The sequence below is a fragment of the Marinactinospora endophytica genome, from assembly GCF_054780875.1.
In genome coordinates this window covers 407,086-428,093 of sequence record NZ_BAAGVM010000004.1, presented here as the reverse complement: position 1 = coordinate 428,093, position 21,008 = coordinate 407,086, and the positions used below count along the sequence as shown (strand labels likewise).

The following is a 21,008-nucleotide window of genomic DNA, read 5'->3' as shown; positions in this document are numbered from 1 at the left end:
TCACGCCACCAGGGCGCCGCGCAGCCGGTCGGCGGCGGTCTCCGGTGTGACGTCGTTGATCCAGGTGCCCATGCCGGACTCGGCTCCGGCGAGGTACTTCAACCGGTGCGCGGCCCGTCTGACCGTGAACACTTGGAGGTGGAGACCGAACTCCGGGTCATGGGCGCCCGAGGCGTCCACGGGGGACTGGTGCCACGCCGCGATGTAGGGGGTGGGCGTGTCGAACAGCGCGTCGAAGGCGCCCAGGAGGCGGGGCAGGAGGCGGGCGAGCCCGTCACGCTGGGAGTCGTCGAGGGAGGGCAGGTCGGGGACCCTGCGCAGCGGGAAGAGGCGGATCTCGTAGGGCCAGCGGGCCGCGGCGGGGACGAGGGCGATCCACTCGGCGTCCTCGGCCACCACCCGCCGTCCCGCGGCGCGTTCGGCCGCCACGACATCGTCGAACAGGTTCGTCCCCGCCCGTTCGCGATGCCGGCGGGCCGTGGCCTGCATGCGGGCGATGCGCGGAGGTACGAAGGGATAGGCGTAGATCTGGCCGTGGGGGTGGTGGAGGGAGACCCCGATCTCCTCGCCGCGGTTCTCGAACGGGTAGACGTGCGCGACCTCGGGCAGGGCGTTGAGCGCCGCCGTCCGGTCGGCCCACGCCTCGATCAAGGTCCGGACGCGCCGGGGCGCGAGGCGGGAGAAGGAGCCCTCGTGCTCGGAGGTGAAGCAGACGACCTCGCAGCGTCCGGCACCCGGGCGCGCTTCGAGCGCGGGGTCGGCCTGCTCCGGGGTGGGGAGGGGGGAAGGGGCCAGGGACGGGAAACGGTTCTCGAAGACGACGACGTCGTAGTCGGGGGCGGGGATCTCCGAGGCCCGGCCGGCTCCCCCCGGGTCGAGGGGGCAGGCGTCGGCCGGAGGGAGGAAGGTGCGGTCCTGGCGGTGCGCGGCCAGGGACGTCCACTCGTCGAGGAGCGGGTCGCGCCGCAGCTCGCACGTCGGGGCGGACGGGGGGAGGGGGCGGGGGTCGGGGATGTCGGCGCGTCCGGTGCCGGGGGACTCGTCGTAGTAGATGATGGCCCGCCCGTCGGAGAGGCGGCCGGTGGAACGCCAGACCTGGGAGGAGAGCACGGTTTCAATCTAAACCACAACGACACCGTTCGGTACCGATCCATTGCGATCAATTCCGATCGGTAGGGGTGAGGGCGTCACCAAGGCGCGTCCCCTTCTGTTCGCGTCCGGCCGCGACTACCCTCGGTCGTCCGCCACCCAGCCGACGCGAACCGGGAGCGCGATGCCCTCGACGATGGAACGGTTCCGAGACCGGGTACGCAAGCGGGTCAACACGGCGCTCGACGCCTACTGGGGTCTTCGGCGGACCAGGCCCGGGTTCGACCACCTCGTGCGGGCCTATGAGCGCTACTCCGGCCAACAGGGCAGCCTGCTCGCCGCGTCGGTCACCTACTACGCCTTCCTGTCCTTCTTCCCGCTGCTCGCGCTGGCCTTCTCCCTGCTCGGATATGTCGCGGCGGTCGACCTGGAGGCGCGCGCCTACCTGGAGCAGGCCGTCGAGGAGACGCTGCCGGGGCTCGCCGACCGGCTCCCCCTGGAGGAGGTCGCCCGGGCTCGCGTCGGCGCGGGGCTCCTCGGGCTCCTCGGCCTGCTCTACGCCGGCCTGGGCGCCGTCTCCGCGCTGCGCGAGGCGCTGCGCGTCATATGGCTCAGGAGCACCGCCCAGGCCGTCAACCCCCTCTTGGGGAAGCTGACCGACCTGCTCGTCGTGGTGGTGCTGGGGGTGGCCCTGCTCGGCTCCGTCGCGCTGACCAGCGCCGCCCAGGCGGCCACGCGCTGGTCGCTGTCCTGGGTGGGGTTGGAGCACACGCCGGCGGCCCTGTTGGCGACCCGCTTCCTGGGACTGGCCATCGCGGTCGGCGTCGACACCGTGCTCTTCCTCGTGGTGTTCGGCCGGTTGTCGGGCGGCGGGTGGTCCTGGCGGCCGCTGTGGCGCGGGGCGTTCTTCGCCGCGCTGGGCTTCGAGGCGCTCAAGGCGACCGGGGCGCTGCTCATCAGAAGCACGCTCGACAACCCCGTCTACGCCTCCTTCGCGGTGCTGGCCGGCCTGCTGGTGTGGATCGACATCGTCCTGCGGTTCGTGCTGTTCGCCGCGGCCTGGACGGCGACCTGGCTGCCGGTGCCACCGCCCTACCAGGGGTCGGTGCCGATCGACATCCCCGTGGCCGCGATCCCGGCCGAGCCCGCCCGGCTGGCCGCCAGGGAGGAGCTCGTCCCTCACACCGCCGGTCCGGCCGCCGGCCCACGGTCTCCCGGGCGGCGGCCCGCGCCGTCCCGCTTCGTGACGGCGGTCGGGGTGGCGGCGGCCGTGGCGGCCGGCGTGCTCTGGGCCCGCCGACGCGGCCGGGACGTCAAGCGTTCTGTCCCACGTTGACCTGCGGCGACGCACGACATCACGTATTGGTCACTTCAAGTACTTTCTCCGTGTCCTTGTGTACCGTGATCTCGACGACGGGGCGGTTCTTTCCCGGAAGCCCGGAAAAGGACCACGGGCCCGGTTACGTTTGGATACGGCGAAGTCGGGGAGCATCCGGGACCAGTGGGCCCGTGACGCGAAGAAGCGCCCCGGCTGTTTCAGGTCACGATCGGCCGTTTCCCGGCGGAGCCGGTTGTGCATCTGTAATCCTCGGTCACGAGGCGGTCGTCCGCCGTGCCGCAGCCCAGGCCACCAGTCCGCCACGTACTCGATTCCGAAGGAGAGCGGAACCGACCATGAGACGCACTGACATCGAGACCGATGTCTCGCCTAAGGTGCGTCACAAGTCGGTGAGCGTGCCGGCTGTACGACAGCGCGGAGGTTGATCGTGGCCATCGAATTCAACGCGTCCGACCGTGCCACCCTCGGTGTGGAATGGGAACTCCAGCTCGTCGATGTCAACACGCGACACCTGCGCCAGGAGGCGCAGCAGGTCCTCGGGGAGCTTCCCGACCTGAGCCAGGCGCCCGCCCACCCGCCGTTGCGGCACGAGCTGATGCAGTGCACCGTCGAAGTCGTCACCGGCATCTGCGAGACCGTCGAGGAGGTCCGCGGCGACCTCGCCGGAAGCATCTCCCGGCTCGGCGCGGCGATCGAACCGCGCTCGCTCGCCCTGATGTGCTCGGGCACCCACCCCCTGGACGACTGGCGCGACCAGACCCTCTCGCCGGTCCAGCGCTACGGCGAGCTCATCGACCAGATGCAGTGGCTGGCCCGCCGCATCCTGACCTTCGGCGTCCACGTCCACGTCGGGGTCCGCTCGGCCGAGAAGGCGATCCCCATCGTCAACGCGCTGGCCGGCTACCTGCCGCACTTCCTCGCGCTGACCGCCTCCAGCCCGTTCTGGAGCGGGCACGACACCGGGCTGGCCTCGGCCAGGGCGATCGTGTTCGGCGCCCTGCCCACCGCCGGCCCGCCGCCCCGCCTCGACGACTGGGCCTCCTTCGAGGACTACATGGAGACCCTGCTGCGCGCCGGCACGATCTCCAGCATCAAGGAGGTGTGGTGGGACGTCCGGCCGCATCCCGATTTCGGCACCATCGAGATCCGCATGTTCGACGGCATCCCGACCCTGCGTGAGGTCGGCATGGCCGCCGCGCTGTCGCAGAGCCTCGTGCAGCTCTTCGACCAGCAGCTCGACCGCGGCTACAGCCTGCCCAGCCCGGCGGCCTGGGTGGTCAACGACAACAAGTGGCGGGCCACCCGTTACGGGCTGGACGCCCGGGTCATCACCGACGAGCGGGGCGGCACCGTCCCGCTGCGCGACGACCTCTACGAGCTCGTCCGCGAGCTGAAGCCGATCGCCGACCGACTCGGCTGTGCCGAGGACCTGGACGTCGTCTCCGAGGTCCTGCACAACGGTGCCTCCTATGAGCGCCAACGGGCCGTCATCGACCAGGGGGGCACGATCAACGACGTGGTGGACGCCCTGACGGGGGAGTTCCGGGCCGGAGGGTTCGGCCCGGACCGGGGGTCGACCACGCCGTACGGAAACGCCGCCGGCGAGAGCGGGGCGGCGGACAGGGACACCGGCGCGCACAACGCCGGCCGAGAACAATCGTCGAGGAAGAGGGGGCCCTCGCATGCAGGGGCGTGACCTGCGGGAACAACTGACCGCTTTTCTGGCTCGCCGGGAGCGGGAATTCGTCGAGTTCCGGCGAGACCTCCACATGCACCCCGAGCTCGCCTTTGCCGAGCACCGGACGACCCAGCGTCTGGTGGAGCGGCTGCGCGGGATCGGTCTGGAGCCGGTGGTGCTGCCGCAGGGAACCGGTCTCATCTGCGACATCGGATCGGCCGACGACGGGCCGACCGTCGCGCTGCGCGCCGACATCGACGCGCTCCCGCTGGCCGACGATAAGGACGTGCCCTACCGTTCCACGGTCCCCGGCGCGGCGCACGCGTGCGGTCACGACGTGCACACCACGGTGCTGCTCGCCGCGGGCGTCTTCCTGGCCCAGCAGGCGCGCGCGGGCGCCCTGCCGGGCCGGGTCCGGCTGCTCTTCCAGCCGGCCGAGGAGCTTCCCGGCGGCGCCATGGAGGTCATCAACGCCGATGGCCTGAAGGGCGTCGACCGGATCTTCGCGCTGCACTGCGACCCCCGGCTGCCCACCGGCCGGGTGGGCCTGCGCGTCGGTCCCATCACCGCCGCCTGCGACCAGCTCATGGTCCGGCTGTCGGGGCCGGGCGGGCACACCGCCCGCCCGCACCTGACGACCGACCTCGTCTACGCGCTGGGCAAGGTCGTCACCGAACTCCCCGCGGCGCTGTCGCGCCGGGTGGACCCCCGGGCCGGGTTCAGCCTCGTGTGGGGGCGCGTCAGCGCGGGGTCCGCGCCCAACGCGATCCCCGACGACGGAGTGGCCGAGGGCACCGTCCGCTGCCTGGCCGACGACGCCTGGCACGCCGCCCCGGACATCATCAAGGAACTCATCGACTCGGTGGTGACGGCCTACGGCGCCACCGCGGAGCTGAACTACCGCAGGGGCGTGCCTCCCACGGTCAACGAGGCGGGCAGCGTGCAGATCCTGCGCGACGCCTGCACCCAGGTCCTCGGCGCCGACGCCCCGGCGCCCACGCCGCAGAGCCTGGGCGGTGAGGACTTCGCCTGGTACCTGGAACAGGTGCCCGGGGCGCTGGCCCGGCTCGGGACCCATCGCCCCTCCTCCGACGGTCCAATGCTCGACCTGCACCGGGGCACCTTCGACGTCGACGAACGGGCGATCGGGGTCGGTGTGCAGCTCATGGCCGCCACCGCGCTGACCGCCCTGTGGGAGGAGCGCCGTTCCCGGTCCGGAGAACCGGTCGAGGACGCGGCGCTGGCCTGACGTCGCCGGCGGCGCGGGACCGCGCATCATCGTCCGCCGGACCCCGGGCGCCGGTGTCGAGTGGCATCCTGAGACGCATGAGCCACCAGTTGACGTTGGACCAGATCCGGCGAGCCCCCAAGGTGCTGTTGCACGACCACCTCGACGGCGGTCTGCGCCCCGCCACGATCGTCGAGCTCGCCGACGCCGTGGGGTACCAGGGGCTGCCCACGAAGGACCCCGACGAACTCGCCGTCTGGTTCGCCGAGGCCGCGCACTCCGGCTCGCTGGAGCGCTACCTTGAGACGTTCGGGCACACGGTCGCGGTCATGCAGACCCGTGACGCGCTCGTCCGGGTGGCCGCCGAGTGCGCCGAGGACCTCGCAGCCGACGGGATCGTCTACGCCGAGGTCCGCTACGCCCCCGAGCAGCACCTTGAGGGCGGCCTGGACCTCGACGAGGTCATCCTCGCGGTGCAGGAGGGGTTCCGGCTCGGAGAGGAGCGCGCGGCCGCGCAGGGCCGGTCGATCCGGATGGGCACCCTCCTCACCGCGATGCGGCACGCGGCCCGCTCCCGGGAGATCGCCGAACTCGCCGTGCGCTACCGGGACCACGGGGTGGCCGGCTTCGACATCGCCGGAGCCGAGGCGGGGCACCCGCCGACCCGCCATCTCGACGCCTTCGAGTACCTGCGACGCGAGAACGCGCACTTCACCATCCACGCGGGCGAGGCGTTCGGACTGCCCTCCATCTGGGAGGCGTTGCAGTGGTGCGGCGCCGACCGGCTCGGACACGGTGTGCGCATCGTGGACGACATCGAGACGGACACGGAGGGCGTGTCACGGTTGGGACGGCTGGCGAATTACGTCCGCGACAAGCGGGTCCCGTTGGAGATGTGCCCGACCTCCAACGTGCAGACGGGGGCGGCGGCCTCCATCGAGAAGCATCCGATCGGCCTGCTGCGTCAGTTGCGCTTCCGGGTCACGGTCAACACCGACAACCGGTTGCAGAGCGCGACGACGCTGTCCGAGGAGTTCGCCAAACTGGCCGATGCCTTCGGGTATGACTGGGATGATCTGCAATGGTTCACGGTGAACGCCATGAAGTCGGCGTTCCTGCCGTTCGACGAGCGTCTGGCGCTCATCAACGGGCAGATCAAGCCCGGATTCGCACGACTCAAGTGGGCCACCGAATGAGACCCTTCACCCAACCCCTCCCGCGTGTCCTGGGATGGGTCTGGATCGCGATCGTCGCCGTCAACCTGGTCGATCTCGCCCTGCGCGGGCGTACCTACGCCGCCGTGGTCGCGGCGGCGCTCCTGGTGTTCAGCGTGGGGGTGACCTACGTGCTCGCGCTGCGGCCGAAGGTCGTGGCGACCGAGGAGGGGGTGCGCGTCGTCAACCCGCTGCGCGAGGCGTTCATCCCCTGGCAGGCCTTCACCTGGGCCGACGTCACCGACGTGCTACGGGTCCACGCGGGCGACCGGGTCTTCCGCTCCTGGCCGCTGCGCGAGACCAAGCGCGCGAAGGTCCGCGACAATCTGCGTCGCGCCGACGGTTACGTCGAACTCGCCGAGGAGGATCCGCGCCGGATGCGGCCGGTGGACTTCGTCGCCCGGCAGCTGCGCGACGAGGCGGAGAAACGCAAGGCCCGCCCGCTTTCTGAGCAGGCCGAACCGACGGTGGTGTGGTCGCCGGACGCCATCGTCGCGCTCGGAGCTCCGGCGTTCTTGCTGGTCGCCGCCCTGCTCTTCGCCTGATCCGGTGCCGATGTGTCGAGGGGCCCGTCCTGCGGGCCCCTCGACGTCTTCCGGGATGGACTTGACCGCACCCGCCCATCGATGGTTAGGTTAGGCATGCCTAAGGGAGTGGGGCGGGAAGTGGCGGCTGCGCGGACCGTCACCCGGCCCCGCCCCCAGGGCACGAGCGGGTCAAGGACGACAGGCGTGTCGCGGGCCACGGTCACCGACCGTGGCAGTACGGAACCCAAGGTCGCGGGGACCGGAGGAACCGGCTGCGACGCGCGCATGGGAAGGGCATGTGCTCGGCCGCCACGGGTCTGCGGGGATCCGGGCCGTGGCACACGGAGAACACCGCCGGCCGCACACCGGTGGCGGGCATCGATCATCCCTGGCCTCGGGATGCTGCTCGCCACGCAGTGTCGGCCACCGGACGGCCGGACGGATCTCCCCTTCCCGGGGGGAGGGGCGTGCGCCCCTGCGCGGAAGGCGCGTGCGCCCCTCTTCCGGCCCGTTGCGGACCCGGCCGACCCCATGGCCGGACCAAAAGGGGCACCCGACCACGTGTCGGGTGCCCCTTCGAACGTTCGCGCCGTGAGGCGGGCTCACAGCCGCAGCAGGATCCGGTTGAGCAGCGCGCCCAGCTCGGGAGCGTGTTCCCTGGCCATGCCGAGAAGCCGGTCGGCGGACAGCATTCCGTGGACGGGACCGACCGCGTCGTTGCTCACCACGGACAGGCCCAGCACTTCGGCGCCCATCTCGGCCGCGGCGATGGTCTCCAGGGCCATGGACGTGCCGACCAGGTCGGCGCCCGACAGCCGGAGCAACCCGAGCTCGGCGGGCGTGGCGAAGGCCGGGCCGCGCACGGCCGCGTAGACGCCCTCGGCCAGCGACGGGTCGGCCTCGTGGGCGACGGCGCGCAGCCGCGGGCTGTAGGCGGTCGTCAGATCCACGAAGTCGGGGCCCACCAATGGGGACTCGCCGGTGAGGTTGATGTGGTCACGCACCACCACGGGCTGGCCGGGCGAGAAGTCCACGCGCATCGACCCCGCCGAACCGGTCAACACCACGGTGCGCGCGCCGGCGGCGACACCGGTGCGCACGGCGTGCGTCACCTGGAGCGGCCCGTAGCCCTCGTACAGGTGGACGCGCCCCATGAAGACGGCGACGCGCTTGGCGCCCACCCACACGGTGCGCAGGAGCGAGGCGTGCCCGGCCGCGGAGGGGGCGACGAACCCGGGCAGGTCGCCGACGTCGATCTCGATGTCGGCGACGCCCAGCGCGTCGGCGGCCCCGGCCCAGCCGGAGCCCAGGACCACGACAGCGTCGTAACCGTCCGCGCCGGTCCGGGTCAACAGCTCGGAGGCCGCGACCGCGGCCCCCTCCTTCGCGCCCGCCGTGCCGGTGACCGTGAGGTCTTGCGTGGGTTCGCTCACATCTCGGAGCGTACTCTCCGGTCGGCGGTTCACCCCGGATCCCGGGGCCGCGTGTCCCACCGCTAACAGCAGGGACGCGCGCGCAGGTCGGCGACGTAGTCGCTCGGGGCGCCGGCCTTCTCCGCGGCGAGCGCGATCGACTCGAGGTAGGCGGCGGAGGGAAGACCTCCCTCGTAGTCGTCGAGGACGTAGGCCCAGGCCGTCACGTCACCGTCGAACAGGGTGCGGGCCCGTACCGTGATCCGGGAGTAGACGCCCAGGTCGGTGCCCTCCCAGGAGTCCAGCAGCCGTCTTTCCCACTCGGGAACGTCGTACAGGCAGACGAAGACGCTGGAGCCGGGCTCCTCGGCCAACGTCACCAGGGCGCCCGCCTGGTCGGGGCCGGCGCCCCCGAATGCCAGCCGCCAACCCTCCAGCCAGCCGGTGCTCCACACCGGCGAGTGCGGGGCGCGCTCGGCCATTCGCTCGGGATCGAGGTTCCTGCCATAGGCGGCGTACAGAGGCACGCGGCACATGCTACGTGCTCCTTCCCTCAGGGGCGTGCGAATCCCGCCACCCGGAATGACGGAGAATGGGGGGAGCGACAGGCGAGCACAGTACCCGGACGGTCCCCGCCCATGTCCCGGCCTGCCGCGCAATGGCATGCCCGCAACCGGGAACGGGGCCGTCAGAAGGAGTGAAACAGACGTGACCAAGGTCGTGATCATCGGTGGCGGACCCGGAGGCTATGAGGCCGCGCTCGTGGCGGCGCAGCTCGGCGCGGACGTGACCGTGGTGGACCGTGACGGGATCGGTGGGGCATGTGTCCTCACCGACTGCGTCCCCTCCAAGACCCTCATCGCGACCTCGGTCCGGATGACCTATGTGTCCGAGGCCGCGTCGCTGGGGATCAACGTCGGCAACGAGCCGGGCGACAAGGACATCATCGACATCGACCTCAAGACGGTCAACGCCAGGGTCAAGCGCCTGGCCCAGGCGCAGTCCGCCGACACCGCGGCGCGCCTCGTCAAGGAGGGCATCGAGATCATCCAGGGCGAGGGGCGCCTGGTCGATCCGCACATCGTCGCCGTCGGCGACCAGCGCATCCGGGCCGACGTGGTGCTCGTGGCGACCGGGGCGCACCCGCGTGAGCTGCCCACGGCCAAGCCCGACGGTGAGCGCATCCTCACCTGGCGCCAGCTCTACGACCTGGACGAGCTGCCCGAGAAGCTGATCGTCGTGGGGTCCGGTGTCACGGGTGCCGAGTTCGCCAACGCCTACCTCGCCCTGGGCTCCCAGGTGACGCTGGTGTCCTCGCGTGATCGGGTCCTGCCGACCCAGGACCGGGACGCCGCCGAGGCGCTGGAGGGGGTGTTCCAGCGGCGCGGTATGACCGTCCTGGGCAACGCCCGGGCCGAGTCGGTCACCCGTGAGGGCGACGGCGTCGTCGTGAAACTCGCCGACGGGCGCACCATCGAGGGGACCCACTGTCTGATGACGGTCGGCATGATCCCCAACACCGACAACCTCGGCCTGGAGGAGGCCGGCGTCCGGCTTGACAAGGGCGGGTTCGTCCAGGTCGACCGTGTTTCGCGGACCTCCACCCCGGGCGTCTACGCGGCGGGCGACTGCACGGGGGTCAACATGCTCGCCTCGGTCGCCGGGATGCAGGGCCGCATCGCCATGTGGCACGCCCTGGGCGAGGCGGTCGCGCCGCTGAAGCTGTCGACCGTGGCCTCGACGGTCTTCACCCACCCCGAGCTGGCGGCCGTGGGCGTCAGCGAGGCCGACGTCGAGTCGGGGCGGGTCGACGCGCGCGTCGTGAACCTCCCCCTGGACACCAACCCGCGCGCCAAGATGCACGGTACGCGCGACGGTTTCGTCAAGCTCATCTGCCGCCGCCAGACCGGCATCGTGCTGGGGGGCGTCATCGTGGGGCCGCGCGCGAGCGAGCTCATCCTCGCGGTGTCGGTCGCGGTGCAACAGCGGCTCACGGTGGACGACCTGGCCCACACGTTCGCGGTGTACCCGTCGCTGTCGGGCAGCGTCACCGAAGCGGCCCGTTCGCTCATGCAGGGCTCCCCGGAGTAGGCCGCGCGGGGGTAGGAAACGGGACGGACCTTCCTTACCGCAACAGAAAGGGAAACCGTGCCCTACCCCCATATTCGGGTCAGTGGTGGACCGGCCGAGCGCGGCCTCCAGTACGGACGACTGGCCGCCGGCCGCATCGCGGAGACCATCGCGATGTACCGCGGGATCTTCGCGTACTACGCGGGACTGGACTGGCCGCGCGCCCAGGAGGTCGCGTTACGGTTCGAGCCCGCCATCGCCGCGGTCTCGGAGGACTACCTGCGGGAGATGCGCGGCATCGCCGAGGGCGCCGGCGTCGACTACGCCGACATCCTCGCCGTCAACGTGCGAACCGAGATCATGTTCTCCGGCCTGGCGCGCAGGATCGTGCCGGTCGCCGAGTGCAGCGCCGCCGCGGTGCTGCCCGCCGCTGCGGCGGGACGCACCCTCATCGGGCAGAACTGGGACTGGCGCCCCGGCGCCGAGCGGACCGTCGTCCTCCTGGAGGTCCGTCGCGACGACGGACCGAACTTCGTCACCGCGGTCGAGGCGGGTCTGCTCGCCAAGACCGGGATGAACGAGGCCGGCGTCGGCGTCGTCACCAACGCGCTGGTCAGCGAATTCGACCAGGGCGAGCCGGGAATGCCCTACCACGTGGCGTTACGCGCCTGCCTCGACGCCGAACGGGCCTCCGCGGCGCTGGACGTGCTGGAACGCTATCCCCGCTCGGCCTCGGCGAACTACCTCGTGGCCGCGGCGGGGGGAGCCGCCTTCGACGCCGAGGGCGCGCCGGGAGGACGGGAGCGGATCTTCCTCGACCTCGGTGACGGTGACGTCATCGCGCACACCAACCACTTCACCTCCGAACGGCTCGGCGGTCGCGACGTCAACCGCGAGCTGTCCAGCGGCACCCTGTTCCGCCTGCAACGGCTACGGGCCGGGCTTCGAGGGGCGCCGGTGACCCCCGAACGGTTCCAGGAGGCACTGCGCGACCACGCCGAACACCCCCTGAGCGTGTGTGCGCACCCCGACCCGGGACGGCCCGGGCAGGAACGCTCGGCGACCATCGTGTCGGTCGTCATGAGCCTGGAGGAGCGGCGTATGTGGATCGCCGACGGCAACCCGTGCACCACCCCCTACCGCGAGGTGGACCTGGGCGGGCTGCTGGGCCCGCGCGGCTGAGAACGGGCCGCTCCGGACCGCCGGAACGGCGACGGGGCCCGTTCCGTGAGGGAACGGGCCCCGTCGCGCGGACACCAGAGGCGGACTAGAAGTCGAACCCTCCGAAGTCGCCGCCGCCACCGAAGTCGCCGCCACCCAGGTCGCCACCGAGATCACCGGCGCCCATGTCGCCCATGCCGGCGCCCAGCATCGAGGCGCCCATCATCGAGCCCATCATGTTGCCGATCATCATGCCGGTGAACATGCCCATCATCATGTCCATGCCGAAGTACCCGCCCGCGTAGGGCGCGTAGGCCGGCCCGGCGTTGTAGTAGGGCTGGCGCTGGCCGTTGACCATGACCATGCGCACGTCGGGGTCGTGGCCGGACAGGACCGCCTGGGCGCAGGCCGGGCAGGCCGTGACCGAGCGGGGCGAACCGCCGGGGGGCGCCCACATGACGTCCTGCTGCGACGGGCCGTGCTGCGGGTTGAAGAAGCAGGGCTTGCGCCGCTCGGGGACCGGGTCGCCGTTCATCCGCGCGCGGGTCGCGGTCATGTAGTAGCGGCCGTCCTCCAGCGCGTTGGTGACCGCCTTGACGTCCTCGGGGCGCCGGATCGTGTCGAGCGCGACCTTGGCCTGGTCGTAGGAGTTCATCGCGCGCTCGTAGTCGGCGCGGGTGAGGTCGTCGACCCGGCCCAGGTCGATCTCCAGGCGGGCGACGTCCTCGCCGAGGCGGACCACGTCCTCGGTGGTCATCTGCTTGATCTCGGCGAGCTCCTTGGCCTCGCGCTCCGCACGCTTCTTGCGGGAGCTGCGGACGAACAGGAAGCCACCGACCGCGAGGACGCCGAGCAGGCCCAGCAGCACCACGCCGAACACGCCGGAGGCGGCGTCGGCGGACTGCTGGTCCTCGATGGCGTCGGGCACGGCGACCAGGGTGTCGGTCTGGTTGCCCTGCCCCTGCTGGATCGCCTCACGCTCGATCTGGGCGAGGTCGGAATCGCTCAGCGTCGTGGATTCGAGGATCAACCTCTCAGAGCCGTTGAGGACGGCATAGGTGCCGTCGCCCACGTCGGCCTGGACCTCGTCCATGAAGATGTCGAACGTCGCGTTGGACTGGAAGGTGCCCTCGGGCACGATCACGTAGTAGACGGGTGACTCGGCGTTCTGGCCGGCCTGGACCAGGACGTCGCGCTCACCCTGGGGGTACTGCTCCGTCGTGATGTCGGGGTCGACGTACAGGTGCTCGCTCTGTAGGGCGTCGGCCACCTCGCCCGGGCTGGGCGTGTCGGCGTGGGCGGGCGCAGCCGCCAAGAAAACGGTAAGCCCCGTGGTGAGAAGGGCCGGTAGTGCCAAGCGGCGCAACATGATCGTTCCTCTCGCCTCCCTCATCCTGTTCAGACGAATGAGAGTGGCTGTCGGTTCCCGCTGTCGTCCGGTGTGACTGAGACTGCTTTCGAAGCTCTCTGGAATCAAGACTACGGGCGGCTCGCCGAGTGTGGCGGGCCGCCCGTGCCGGGGCATGGCAAAGGGTCAGGAGGCTCCGCCGGCCGTGGTGGCCTGCTCCTTCGTCACCGCGTCCGCTTCGCGTTCCGCGGGCTCGGCCCCCTGCGAGGCCTCCTCGCCGGACTCGGCGGTGCGCTCCGCCGAGGTGCGGAAGTCCGCGTCGACGAAACCGTCGAGGCCGCGCGGCGCGTTGTAACGCTCGATGTCGATGATCCGCTCGCGCTTGGCCACGATGGCGGGGACGAGCGCCTGACCGGCGACGTTGGTCGCGGTGCGGCCCATGTCCAGGATCGGGTCGACGGCCAGCAGCAGGCCCACGCCCTCCAGGGGCAGTCCGACCGTGGACAGCGTCAGCGTGAGCATCACGGTCGCGCCGGTGGTGCCGGCCGTCGCGGCGGAGCCGATGACCGAGACGAACGCGATCAGCAGGTAGTCGCTCAGGGTCAGGTTCACGTCGAAGAACTGGGCGACGAAGATCGCCGAGATCGCCGGGTAGATCGCGGCGCAACCGTCCATCTTCGTGGTGGCGCCGAAGGGCACCGCGAAGGAGGCGTAGGACCGGGGGACGCCGAAGTTCGTCTCGGCCACGCGCTGGGTGACCGGCATCGTGCCCATCGAGGAACGGGAGACGAAACCGAGCTGCACCGCCGGCCACACGCCGGTGAAGAACCTGGCCATGGACAGCCCGTGCACCCGGGCCAGCAGCGGGTAGACGACGAACAGCACCAGGACCAGGCCGGCGTAGACGGCCAGCGTGTACTTGCCGAGCGCGCCGATGGTGGTCCAGCCGTAGCTGTAGACCGCGTTGCCCAGCAGACCGATCGTGCCGAGCGGCGCGAGGCGGATGATCCACCACAGGACCTTGAGCACGATGTCCAGGGCCGAGCGGGTGAAGGCGAGGAAGGGTTCGGCGGGCTTGCCGACCTTCACCGCGGCGATGCCGATCGCGATCGCGACGACGATGAGCTGGAGGGCGTTGAAGCTGATCGAGGTGCTCAGCGAGCCGTCGTCGGCGGCGCTGGTCGAGGCCGACAGGCCCAGGAAGTTGGCCGGGACCATGCTCTCCAGGAACGCCAGCCACGAACCGGTGCTGCCGGGCTCGGCGGCGGTGGCGGCGTCCACACCGCTGTTCACGCCGGGTCGGACCACCAGGCCCAGGCCGATGCCGATGGCCACCGCGATGAGCGCGGTGATCGCGAACCACAGCAGCGTCTGACCGGCCAGGCGGGCCGCGTTGGTGACGTTGCGCAGGCTCGCGATGGAGGAGACGACGGCGAGCAGGATGAGCGGCGGGACGATCGCCTTCAGCAGGGTGACGAACGTCGAGCCGATGGTGTCCAGGGTGACGGCCAGCCAGTTGGGCGCGTCGGCGTCGCCGCCCATCTGACGAGCGACCAGGCCGAGCACGAGACCAAGGACGAGCGCTGCGAGGACCTGGACGGCGAACGGGATACGCCGGAGTGCGGATAGCACGGGGTGACTCCAAGGAAGTCGGGACGTTACCGGGAACCGCCGCGGATGGGGAGGTCGCCGGGGGGGAGGAGGAGGGCGCGCGGTCCGGTGGGACGGGGCGCCGGGGAGCGCGGACGCCCGGCTACGGCACGATGGGAGCCGGGGACGTCAGAAGGTCAGGAACGACGACACGCGTGACTGGCGAGTCGGCACAGGTCCACGTGCCACCGCCGGGTGAGGCCCCAAACATTCGTCACGAACAAACACAATAACGACGTTGCGCCTGTTATTCCCTGACGGGAGGCGTCGATCTGGTCACAGAGCTCATGTGGCCACAAAGCGACCATAACGGACAGGGGGGAACCCGGTGGCAGGCCGGTCCGTAACCCGGTGAGCGGGGCCTATCCCCGGCGGACCCCCAGGACTACGGCGATCCGCGGCCGCCCCCTCCGAGGCCGGACGCGTCACCGCGGGACACAAGAGGCACGCCGGCGCGGCCGGGAGCGGACGGGACGTCCTCCTCGAAGAGGCCGGGGCGTTCCCGGACCACCTGTGGGCGGTCGTCCGGAACCGGCCGGCGGACCCCGGAGGGGCCGGGCGCACGTGCCGGTGGCGGGACGGCCTTCCGAAGGGGAGTGGTCCCCTGGCGGTTTCACCGGCGGAGCGGCTTCCGGCCGCCCGCGCCGGGGAGCGGGCGGTGCTCCCCGGACGAGACGGGCCCGGGCACACGGCGCGGCCGTCCCCGGTCTCTCCTTTTCATCTCCGGGGAGACGGAAACGCGTGTCACGGCATCGCCCGGAACGGGACCGTGCTCCCCGTCCCGGTCTCCGCGGCGAGAGGAGAAACGCCGGAGAGGTATCCGGCGGTGGCTTCGGGAAAACGTCCGGAGCGGGCCGGACACGCATTTTCCGCGTTGACCGTCCGCAGTTTTCGGAAACCCCGTAGTGGGACGCCTCGGTCTAAATAACGGTGGACGTGCTTGGTACACTCCGCGTCAGCATGCTGAATGGCGAGGAGTGGAGCGGATTTGAACAGGCGTGTTCTCCGATTTCCGGTCGGCGTGGCCGTTATCGTCCTTCTGGGGACCTCATGTGGAAGTGCCGGGGGAGGGACGGCGCAGGAAATACTGTCCTCGGAACAGCCTTCCCCCGAGGAACCCCGCTGGGGTGACCAATCGGGACTGGTCGGCCTGGAGGCGGGCCGGGACAACGGGGATGCCTCGGTCGTCCTGATCGATCCCGACGACGGCTCTGAGATCGACCGGATCCTGCTGCCGGACACGAGCTGGTTGGGGCCCTACAGCGAACCGAACGAATACTTCACCGACGACCTCTCCCACTATTACCGGCCCTTGGGCGAGGAGATCCGGATTTATCGCGTGGAAGGCGCGACGGAGGAGGCGCGCCTGGCCCGCACCGTTGCCGCCCCGGGCGGATCCCTGTCCGGAGCGGGTGCCATCGAGAGGGAGCTCCAATACGACCCGGAATCACAGCTCCTCTGGTTCGAACAGGCCGGCTCCCAAGGGAGGACCGTCTACGCCGTCGAGCTCGAAGGCGACGCCCCGCCGAAGAAGATGGGGGAGATCGACGATCCCGACGCCGAGTGGATACCCGGGGACAGCGGGCCGGTGGTGCCCGAGTACGGGCTCGTCGGCGACCCCCAGGAGCAGAAGGGGGACCCCGTGGTCCAGTACCGGGATCTCGGTGGCGAACGGAAGGCCTACGGCGTCGTGTTCCCCTACGAGGAGAACATGGCGACCCGGATCACCGGCGTGCCGGACACGGTGCTCTACCAGAACGAGCTGACCTTCGCGGGAGAGGACACGTTCCTCGTGGCGACGAACGTGGACGTCCCCATCGACCAGTACGACCCGGTCGCCGGTGAGATCATCGAGGTGACGGCCTCCCCGGAACTGGAGATCGAGAAGTGGAGGACGGTCGTCGCCGATGGCGGCCCGTTCGACTCCTTCCACCTCTCGCCTGACAACGAGCGGCTGGCCGTCGACCACTCGGGCGAGTGGCACGTCCTCCCCTTGAGCGCCCCTGACTCCTACGTGCAGGTGACGATGGAGGGGAGGAAGAAGACCCTCATCGGCTGGATCTAGGAATTCCGGGGCCGGTCACCGGCGCGGGCGCAGCCGTCTCCGGGGACCTGGGCCGCCGAGTGCGGACCGGCGGGGAGGGGCCTCCTCCCCGCCGTCGTCCCGGGGCGGGGGCGGACCTTCGAGGCCGGGGCCGGCCACGCCCCGGCCGGATCAGCGCGCGGCGGTGCGCGTGCTCACGGACGGGGCCGCAACCGGACGCGAGGACCGGGGCGGCCGCGCCCCCATGGCCACCGCGGCGAGGCCGCCCCGAACGGTGTGGGCCGCGTCTCCCCAGGTGAAGCGCTCCGGCCCGCCGCCGACGATGCCCCGCCGGGTGCCCGTGCCGGAGACCGCCCGGGCCCCACGGGGCAGGACCGGCCGGGCCCCCGGGGCGTCGGCGGGGACGGCCGGCCCGCTCGTCGCGCCACGACCTCGTGCCACGCCCCTGGCGGAGAGCGCGCTGCCCAGGGCACCCGCCGGGACGTCCAGGCCCCGGCCCGCCCGTCCGGTCTGGCCTGGCCGATGTGCGGGAGCGGTGTTCCGCCCGTTCCGGACCTCGGTGGACCGGTCACCGGAGTCACGGCCGCTTCGAGCGGGCCCCCGGGCCGTCGGATGATCCTGGACCGGGCGCGTCATCCGGGGACCGGGACGAGGCCAAGGGGCCGTTCGGGACGAGCGGAGGGCGGAGGAGAGGGCGGACGGCTCGCTCCACCGGGTACGGGGGCGCGGATCAGGCTGAGGACCCGTCCCCCGGACGGAGCCCTCCGGCGTTCCTCTCCCGGAAGACGACCGGAACGGAGAAGGGGCATGTGGGGGAAGCGGGAGGTCCACCGGACGGATCACGACGGTCCCCTACCCGTCGACCTGCCAGGGCCCTGCCTGAGGACCCGTCTTTGGTCGCTGCCCCTGCCGGTCCTTTCCGAGATGTTTCTCCGGGCCTTTTCCAGGGCTTTCCGGTCGAAATGGGGGACTTCCTTCGTGGACGAGGACCTCCCATTCGGGGTTTCGGGGGTTCTGGGTGTGGAGTTGTCGGGGGTGAGGGTGTTGGGAGTTTCAAGGGCTTTGTGGGAGTTGTCGGGGGTCTCGAAGGTGGGGGGAACCTTCGGCCCTTGCCGCGGGTCCTCCTCTCCTCCGCTGCGACCGGTCTTTTCGGCAGGGGAGGGGCCGCTCTCGGCGGTGGATCCGCGCCGGAAGAGGTTGCGGGTGGCCGCGAACGCGCGGGCCGACGCCCGCCAGACCCGCCCCGCCACAGCGGCCGCGGCGATGAGAGGTCTCTGCCACGCGGGAGTGGAACCGGGGGAACGGGACGGCCGCCCCGACGACCGCCCGCTCCGTCCGGCGCGACCCGGCGCCTCCGAGCTTCCCGCCCGTCTCCGCTCCTCCCTGCGGGCCCTGAACGCCCGGCGCAGTTCACCGGCTGCGGACACGACTCCGCGCACGGCGACCACCACTCCGCGGACCGCCGCGGCCAGACCACGCCAGTAGCCGATCCGGGGCCGGGCGGGAGGTCCCATGCCCCCTCGGGGACGTGCGGCGGCACGCTCGCCCATCGGTCCTCTGCCGCTCTGCCGTGGTTCTGCGCCGCCGGATCGTGAGGAGTTCCGGCCGAACAGGGCCCGGAGCAGCTCCCACAGGGCTCTGAACAGATCCGCCACTCTTCTCCCCGACTCCCGGGCGGCCTCGGTCACGGGATCGATCTGGTTCCCCTCAGGGGGGAGGCTGTCCTTCGCCACTCGGCACTCCTGCTCTTGATCGGGGGAAGACGGGACGGATATCAGGTTCTTCCGACGTTGATGCCGTCGTTGCAGGTCGTCTGGTTGGAGCCGATGAAGGAGACGTGGACGTGGTCGTAGTGGTTCGCGGTCGCGCCCCCGCGGTCCGACATCCCGCTCCAGCCGCTGCCGGGTGTCGCCGCGTACCAGATCCGCTGTTTCCAGATGATGTAGTAGACGCCCAGATCGGCGGCATGCCGCTGGACCCAGGCCGCGAGGTCGTCGCCGTTCCTCTCATCCTGCCCCGTGGCGACGACACCGCCACCGTTGATCATGTAATCGACCGCGCGTCCCCGGGGATGCTCGTAGCCGTCGTCGGGGCAGCGCTGGGCGTGGACGTTGTGGACCACGTTCTCGAATTCCGCGTAGATCACCGCGTGGGCCGCGCAGGTGAGCGGAGTCAGCATCTGGACCCCGCCCTGTTTACCGAAGAGCCCCGGAACAGTGCACTCCTCGAGCTCGCCGTCCTTCATCCTCTCGACGTCGACATCCCCGGGAGGGCCGGGAAGCGCGCAGTTCTGCGCCCCCGAACCGTCCACGACCTCGAATTCCCCGTCGGCGTAACTCTCGGCCCAGCGCATGACGCTGTCCGAATACCAGCCGGGGGGATTACCCGGACCGTCGTGGTAGCTCTGGAGGGCCGCTTCGGGGTTCTCCTCGAACCCCATCCACAGGAGGTAGCCGGCGGTGCCGGTGGCCGCGTCCCAGATGTCGTAGACGTCGACGAAACCGTCGTCGTTGCCGTCGGCCGCGAAGTATCCCGGCCAGCCCGAACCATCGCCGTGGCGACGTGAGGGATCGTCCCAGAAACTCGCTCCGCTCAGATCATCGACGTCGAGTCTCCTGTCGCCCCTCACCGGCTTGGACCAGGCGTTGGCCGCGGCCCCGTCGTTCAGGACGCCGTGCTGCATAGGGCCCGCGGCGCCGGCATCGTTCGTGCCGGAGGAGACCCCGCTGGAGGGGTTGCGGCCGTGGTCGCTCTCTTGTTTCCCGACACCGGCGAGGACGTTCCAGGGGATGTTGTGCTCACGGCCGATCTGCCGGTAGGCCTCCAGATAATCCTCGGGAATTCCATTCTCGGCATCGCCGGAAAGGCCCGGTTGGGAGGAACGCGGCGCGCAGCCGGCGGCCGCGCCGGACCCGCGTCCCCCCGCAACCAGGGAGAGCATGAGGACCAGGGTGAGGAGCAGAACGAACACGACGATGACCCCGACGACGGTGAGGGTCACCGCCTCGCCTCGGTCGTTGCGGACTGGGCGGACGAATAGTCTCAGCATCTCCCCGGGGGTTTCTCAGTCGTCAGCAGATCGGTGTGAGGAAATCGCGTCCGGGGCATGAGGGCGATTTACTCGATTTGCTCGGTCAGTGCAGGAAACGGTCAATGCCTGAGATGTACCAGTTGTCGTCGTATTTGTCTGTCATGAGATAGACCCTGCCGATCTCGTTCCGCTTCTCGGGGTCGTCGGCGGAGATCGCGGTGACGAGGAAGGTGAAATGCATCTGGCCGTCGCCGGCCTGGAGACTGATGATGCGGGCGTTCCCCCGGGTGGCCTCTCCCGAAGCCTCCAGCTCCTCGTATATCGGTCCGATCAGGGTGTTGGACGGCAGGCCCGACGCCATGTTCGCGTCCGAGAGCACGGCGAGCCGGTCATGGTAGTCGCTCTCGGTCTCTTCGGGGGAGAAGGTCGCGAGCGCCTCCGCGTATCCCAGCGCGGTTCCCAGCGCGGCCCGGACCTCCTCGGGGTCGGTGAAGAGTTCCACCAGGTCGTGGTCGTCCGGCAGGGGGCCGGCGGGCGGGCTGGGGGAAGCGGGGGAAGAGGGGGACGGGGCACCGGTTCCGCCGATCGCCGGCTCGGACCGTCCTCCGGAGGGCGGGGCCTCGGAGGACGGGGACAGCCAGCCGGTGGCGAAGAGGGCGATGGCGACGGCGAGGCCGGCCGTCGCGACGCCGATGATCCAGGGGGTCCGGTCCGGGGTGTAGTAATCCGGCATCTGTCGTCGCTCACCTCGGTCAAGACGGTCGAAGACGAATTCTTTCGACATCGAGTCCGTGAGGGCTCGGACGGAAGAGAACTCGTCTGTCATACCAATCGGTTACGACACAGGCAAACGCGTTTCGAACAACGGCCCTTCGAAGAGGGGGCCGGGTTCTGCCGTATCCCCGTGGTCTCCTGACTGCTGAGGAGGCCGCCGGCCGTCTCCCGGAAGGAGGGACGTCGTTTCCGTTCGCCCGGCTGGTGGCCGGATCCGGCCTATCCGGGAACGGAAGGGAGGTGGGATGCGTCAAAGAAAGCCGAGTGATCCGATACGGAAAAGATGCGGACGCTTAATCCGAGGGAGGAAACGTATTTGACAGGGCGCCGGAATCCTGTGATGCTCCGGACGTTTCGTCCCCGGCTACGGGTGGGCGCGTTCGTCTTTCGGCCCTGTCTTCTTCGGAGTGACGCCAGGACGGGAAAACAGGAGAACAGATCCT

15 protein-coding genes are annotated in these 21,008 nt (G+C 70.6%); 8 read left to right on the top strand and 7 right to left on the bottom strand.

The window, feature by feature from the left end:
- Positions 1-1,110 carry a galactose-1-phosphate uridylyltransferase gene (gene galT, locus ACYVHU_RS10600; protein ID WP_498948217.1) on the bottom strand — a complete coding sequence of 370 codons (1,110 nt, stop codon included), beginning with the start codon at positions 1,108-1,110 and terminating at the stop codon, positions 1-3.
- Positions 1,111-1,273: 163 nt separating this feature from the next.
- On the opposite strand from galT, the gene ACYVHU_RS10595 reads away from it, so the two are divergent.
- The 5 genes from ACYVHU_RS10595 (at position 1,274) to ACYVHU_RS10575 (ending at position 7,093) form a co-directional block, all read left to right on the top strand.
- The gene (locus tag ACYVHU_RS10595; RefSeq protein ID WP_078761689.1) at positions 1,274-2,425 is read left to right on the top strand and encodes a YihY/virulence factor BrkB family protein; all 1,152 of its coding nucleotides are present in this window, start codon (positions 1,274-1,276) and stop codon (positions 2,423-2,425) included.
- Positions 2,426-2,855: 430 nt separating this feature from the next.
- Positions 2,856-4,124, top strand: coding sequence for a glutamate--cysteine ligase (locus ACYVHU_RS10590; protein WP_078761688.1), 1,269 nt, complete (start codon positions 2,856-2,858; stop codon positions 4,122-4,124).
- Positions 4,111-5,355: a M20 family metallopeptidase gene (locus tag ACYVHU_RS10585; protein WP_498948216.1), complete on the top strand. Its 1,245-nt coding sequence runs from the start codon at positions 4,111-4,113 to the stop codon at positions 5,353-5,355. The genes ACYVHU_RS10590 and ACYVHU_RS10585 overlap by 14 nt, the downstream gene beginning before the upstream one ends.
- Positions 5,356-5,432: 77 nt before the next feature.
- The gene (locus ACYVHU_RS10580; protein ID WP_078761686.1) at positions 5,433-6,530 is read left to right on the top strand and encodes an adenosine deaminase; all 1,098 of its coding nucleotides are present in this window, start codon (positions 5,433-5,435) and stop codon (positions 6,528-6,530) included.
- On the top strand, positions 6,527-7,093 hold the full coding sequence (locus tag ACYVHU_RS10575; protein ID WP_432936970.1) for a PH domain-containing protein: 567 nt from the start codon (positions 6,527-6,529) through the stop codon (positions 7,091-7,093). The genes ACYVHU_RS10580 and ACYVHU_RS10575 overlap by 4 nt, the downstream gene beginning before the upstream one ends.
- 584 nt (positions 7,094-7,677) lie before the next feature.
- Here ACYVHU_RS10575 and ACYVHU_RS10570 read toward each other — a convergent pair.
- Positions 7,678-8,508: a purine-nucleoside phosphorylase gene (locus ACYVHU_RS10570; RefSeq protein ID WP_432936967.1), complete on the bottom strand. Its 831-nt coding sequence runs from the start codon at positions 8,506-8,508 to the stop codon at positions 7,678-7,680.
- A 62-nt stretch (positions 8,509-8,570) separates the two neighbouring features.
- A complete protein-coding gene (locus ACYVHU_RS10565) occupies positions 8,571-9,023 on the bottom strand; it encodes a gamma-glutamylcyclotransferase family protein (protein WP_432936964.1) in 453 nt (150 codons plus the stop codon).
- Between the two features lie 172 nt (positions 9,024-9,195).
- Between ACYVHU_RS10565 and ACYVHU_RS10560 the strand changes: the two genes are divergently transcribed.
- Together ACYVHU_RS10560 and ACYVHU_RS10555 are read left to right on the top strand one after the other, a co-directional pair.
- The gene (locus tag ACYVHU_RS10560) at positions 9,196-10,578 is read left to right on the top strand and encodes an NAD(P)H-quinone dehydrogenase (protein ID WP_078761683.1); all 1,383 of its coding nucleotides are present in this window, start codon (positions 9,196-9,198) and stop codon (positions 10,576-10,578) included.
- Positions 10,579-10,635: 57 nt separating this feature from the next.
- On the top strand, positions 10,636-11,739 hold the full coding sequence (locus ACYVHU_RS10555) for a C45 family autoproteolytic acyltransferase/hydrolase (RefSeq protein WP_432936960.1): 1,104 nt from the start codon (positions 10,636-10,638) through the stop codon (positions 11,737-11,739).
- Positions 11,740-11,824: 85 nt separating this feature from the next.
- Here ACYVHU_RS10555 and ACYVHU_RS10550 read toward each other — a convergent pair whose 3' ends face one another.
- Positions 11,825-13,087, bottom strand: coding sequence for a chemotaxis protein CheA (locus ACYVHU_RS10550; RefSeq protein WP_498948215.1), 1,263 nt, complete (start codon positions 13,085-13,087; stop codon positions 11,825-11,827).
- A 165-nt stretch (positions 13,088-13,252) separates the two neighbouring features.
- Positions 13,253-14,698, bottom strand: a complete 1,446-nt coding sequence (locus tag ACYVHU_RS10545) for a dicarboxylate/amino acid:cation symporter (protein ID WP_498948214.1) — start codon at positions 14,696-14,698, stop codon at positions 13,253-13,255.
- 1,039 nt (positions 14,699-15,737) lie between these two features.
- Here ACYVHU_RS10545 and ACYVHU_RS10540 point away from each other — a divergent pair.
- On the top strand, positions 15,738-16,781 hold the full coding sequence (locus ACYVHU_RS10540) for a hypothetical protein (protein ID WP_498948213.1): 1,044 nt from the start codon (positions 15,738-15,740) through the stop codon (positions 16,779-16,781).
- Positions 16,782-18,534: 1,753 nt separating this feature from the next.
- Here ACYVHU_RS10540 and ACYVHU_RS10535 read toward each other — a convergent pair.
- Positions 18,535-19,809: a VldE C-terminal domain-containing protein gene (locus ACYVHU_RS10535; protein ID WP_498948212.1), complete on the bottom strand. Its 1,275-nt coding sequence runs from the start codon at positions 19,807-19,809 to the stop codon at positions 18,535-18,537.
- A gap of 85 nt (positions 19,810-19,894) precedes the next feature.
- A complete protein-coding gene (locus ACYVHU_RS10530) occupies positions 19,895-20,524 on the bottom strand; it encodes a hypothetical protein (RefSeq protein ID WP_498948211.1) in 630 nt (209 codons plus the stop codon).
- Positions 20,525-21,008: the final 484 nt, after the last annotated feature.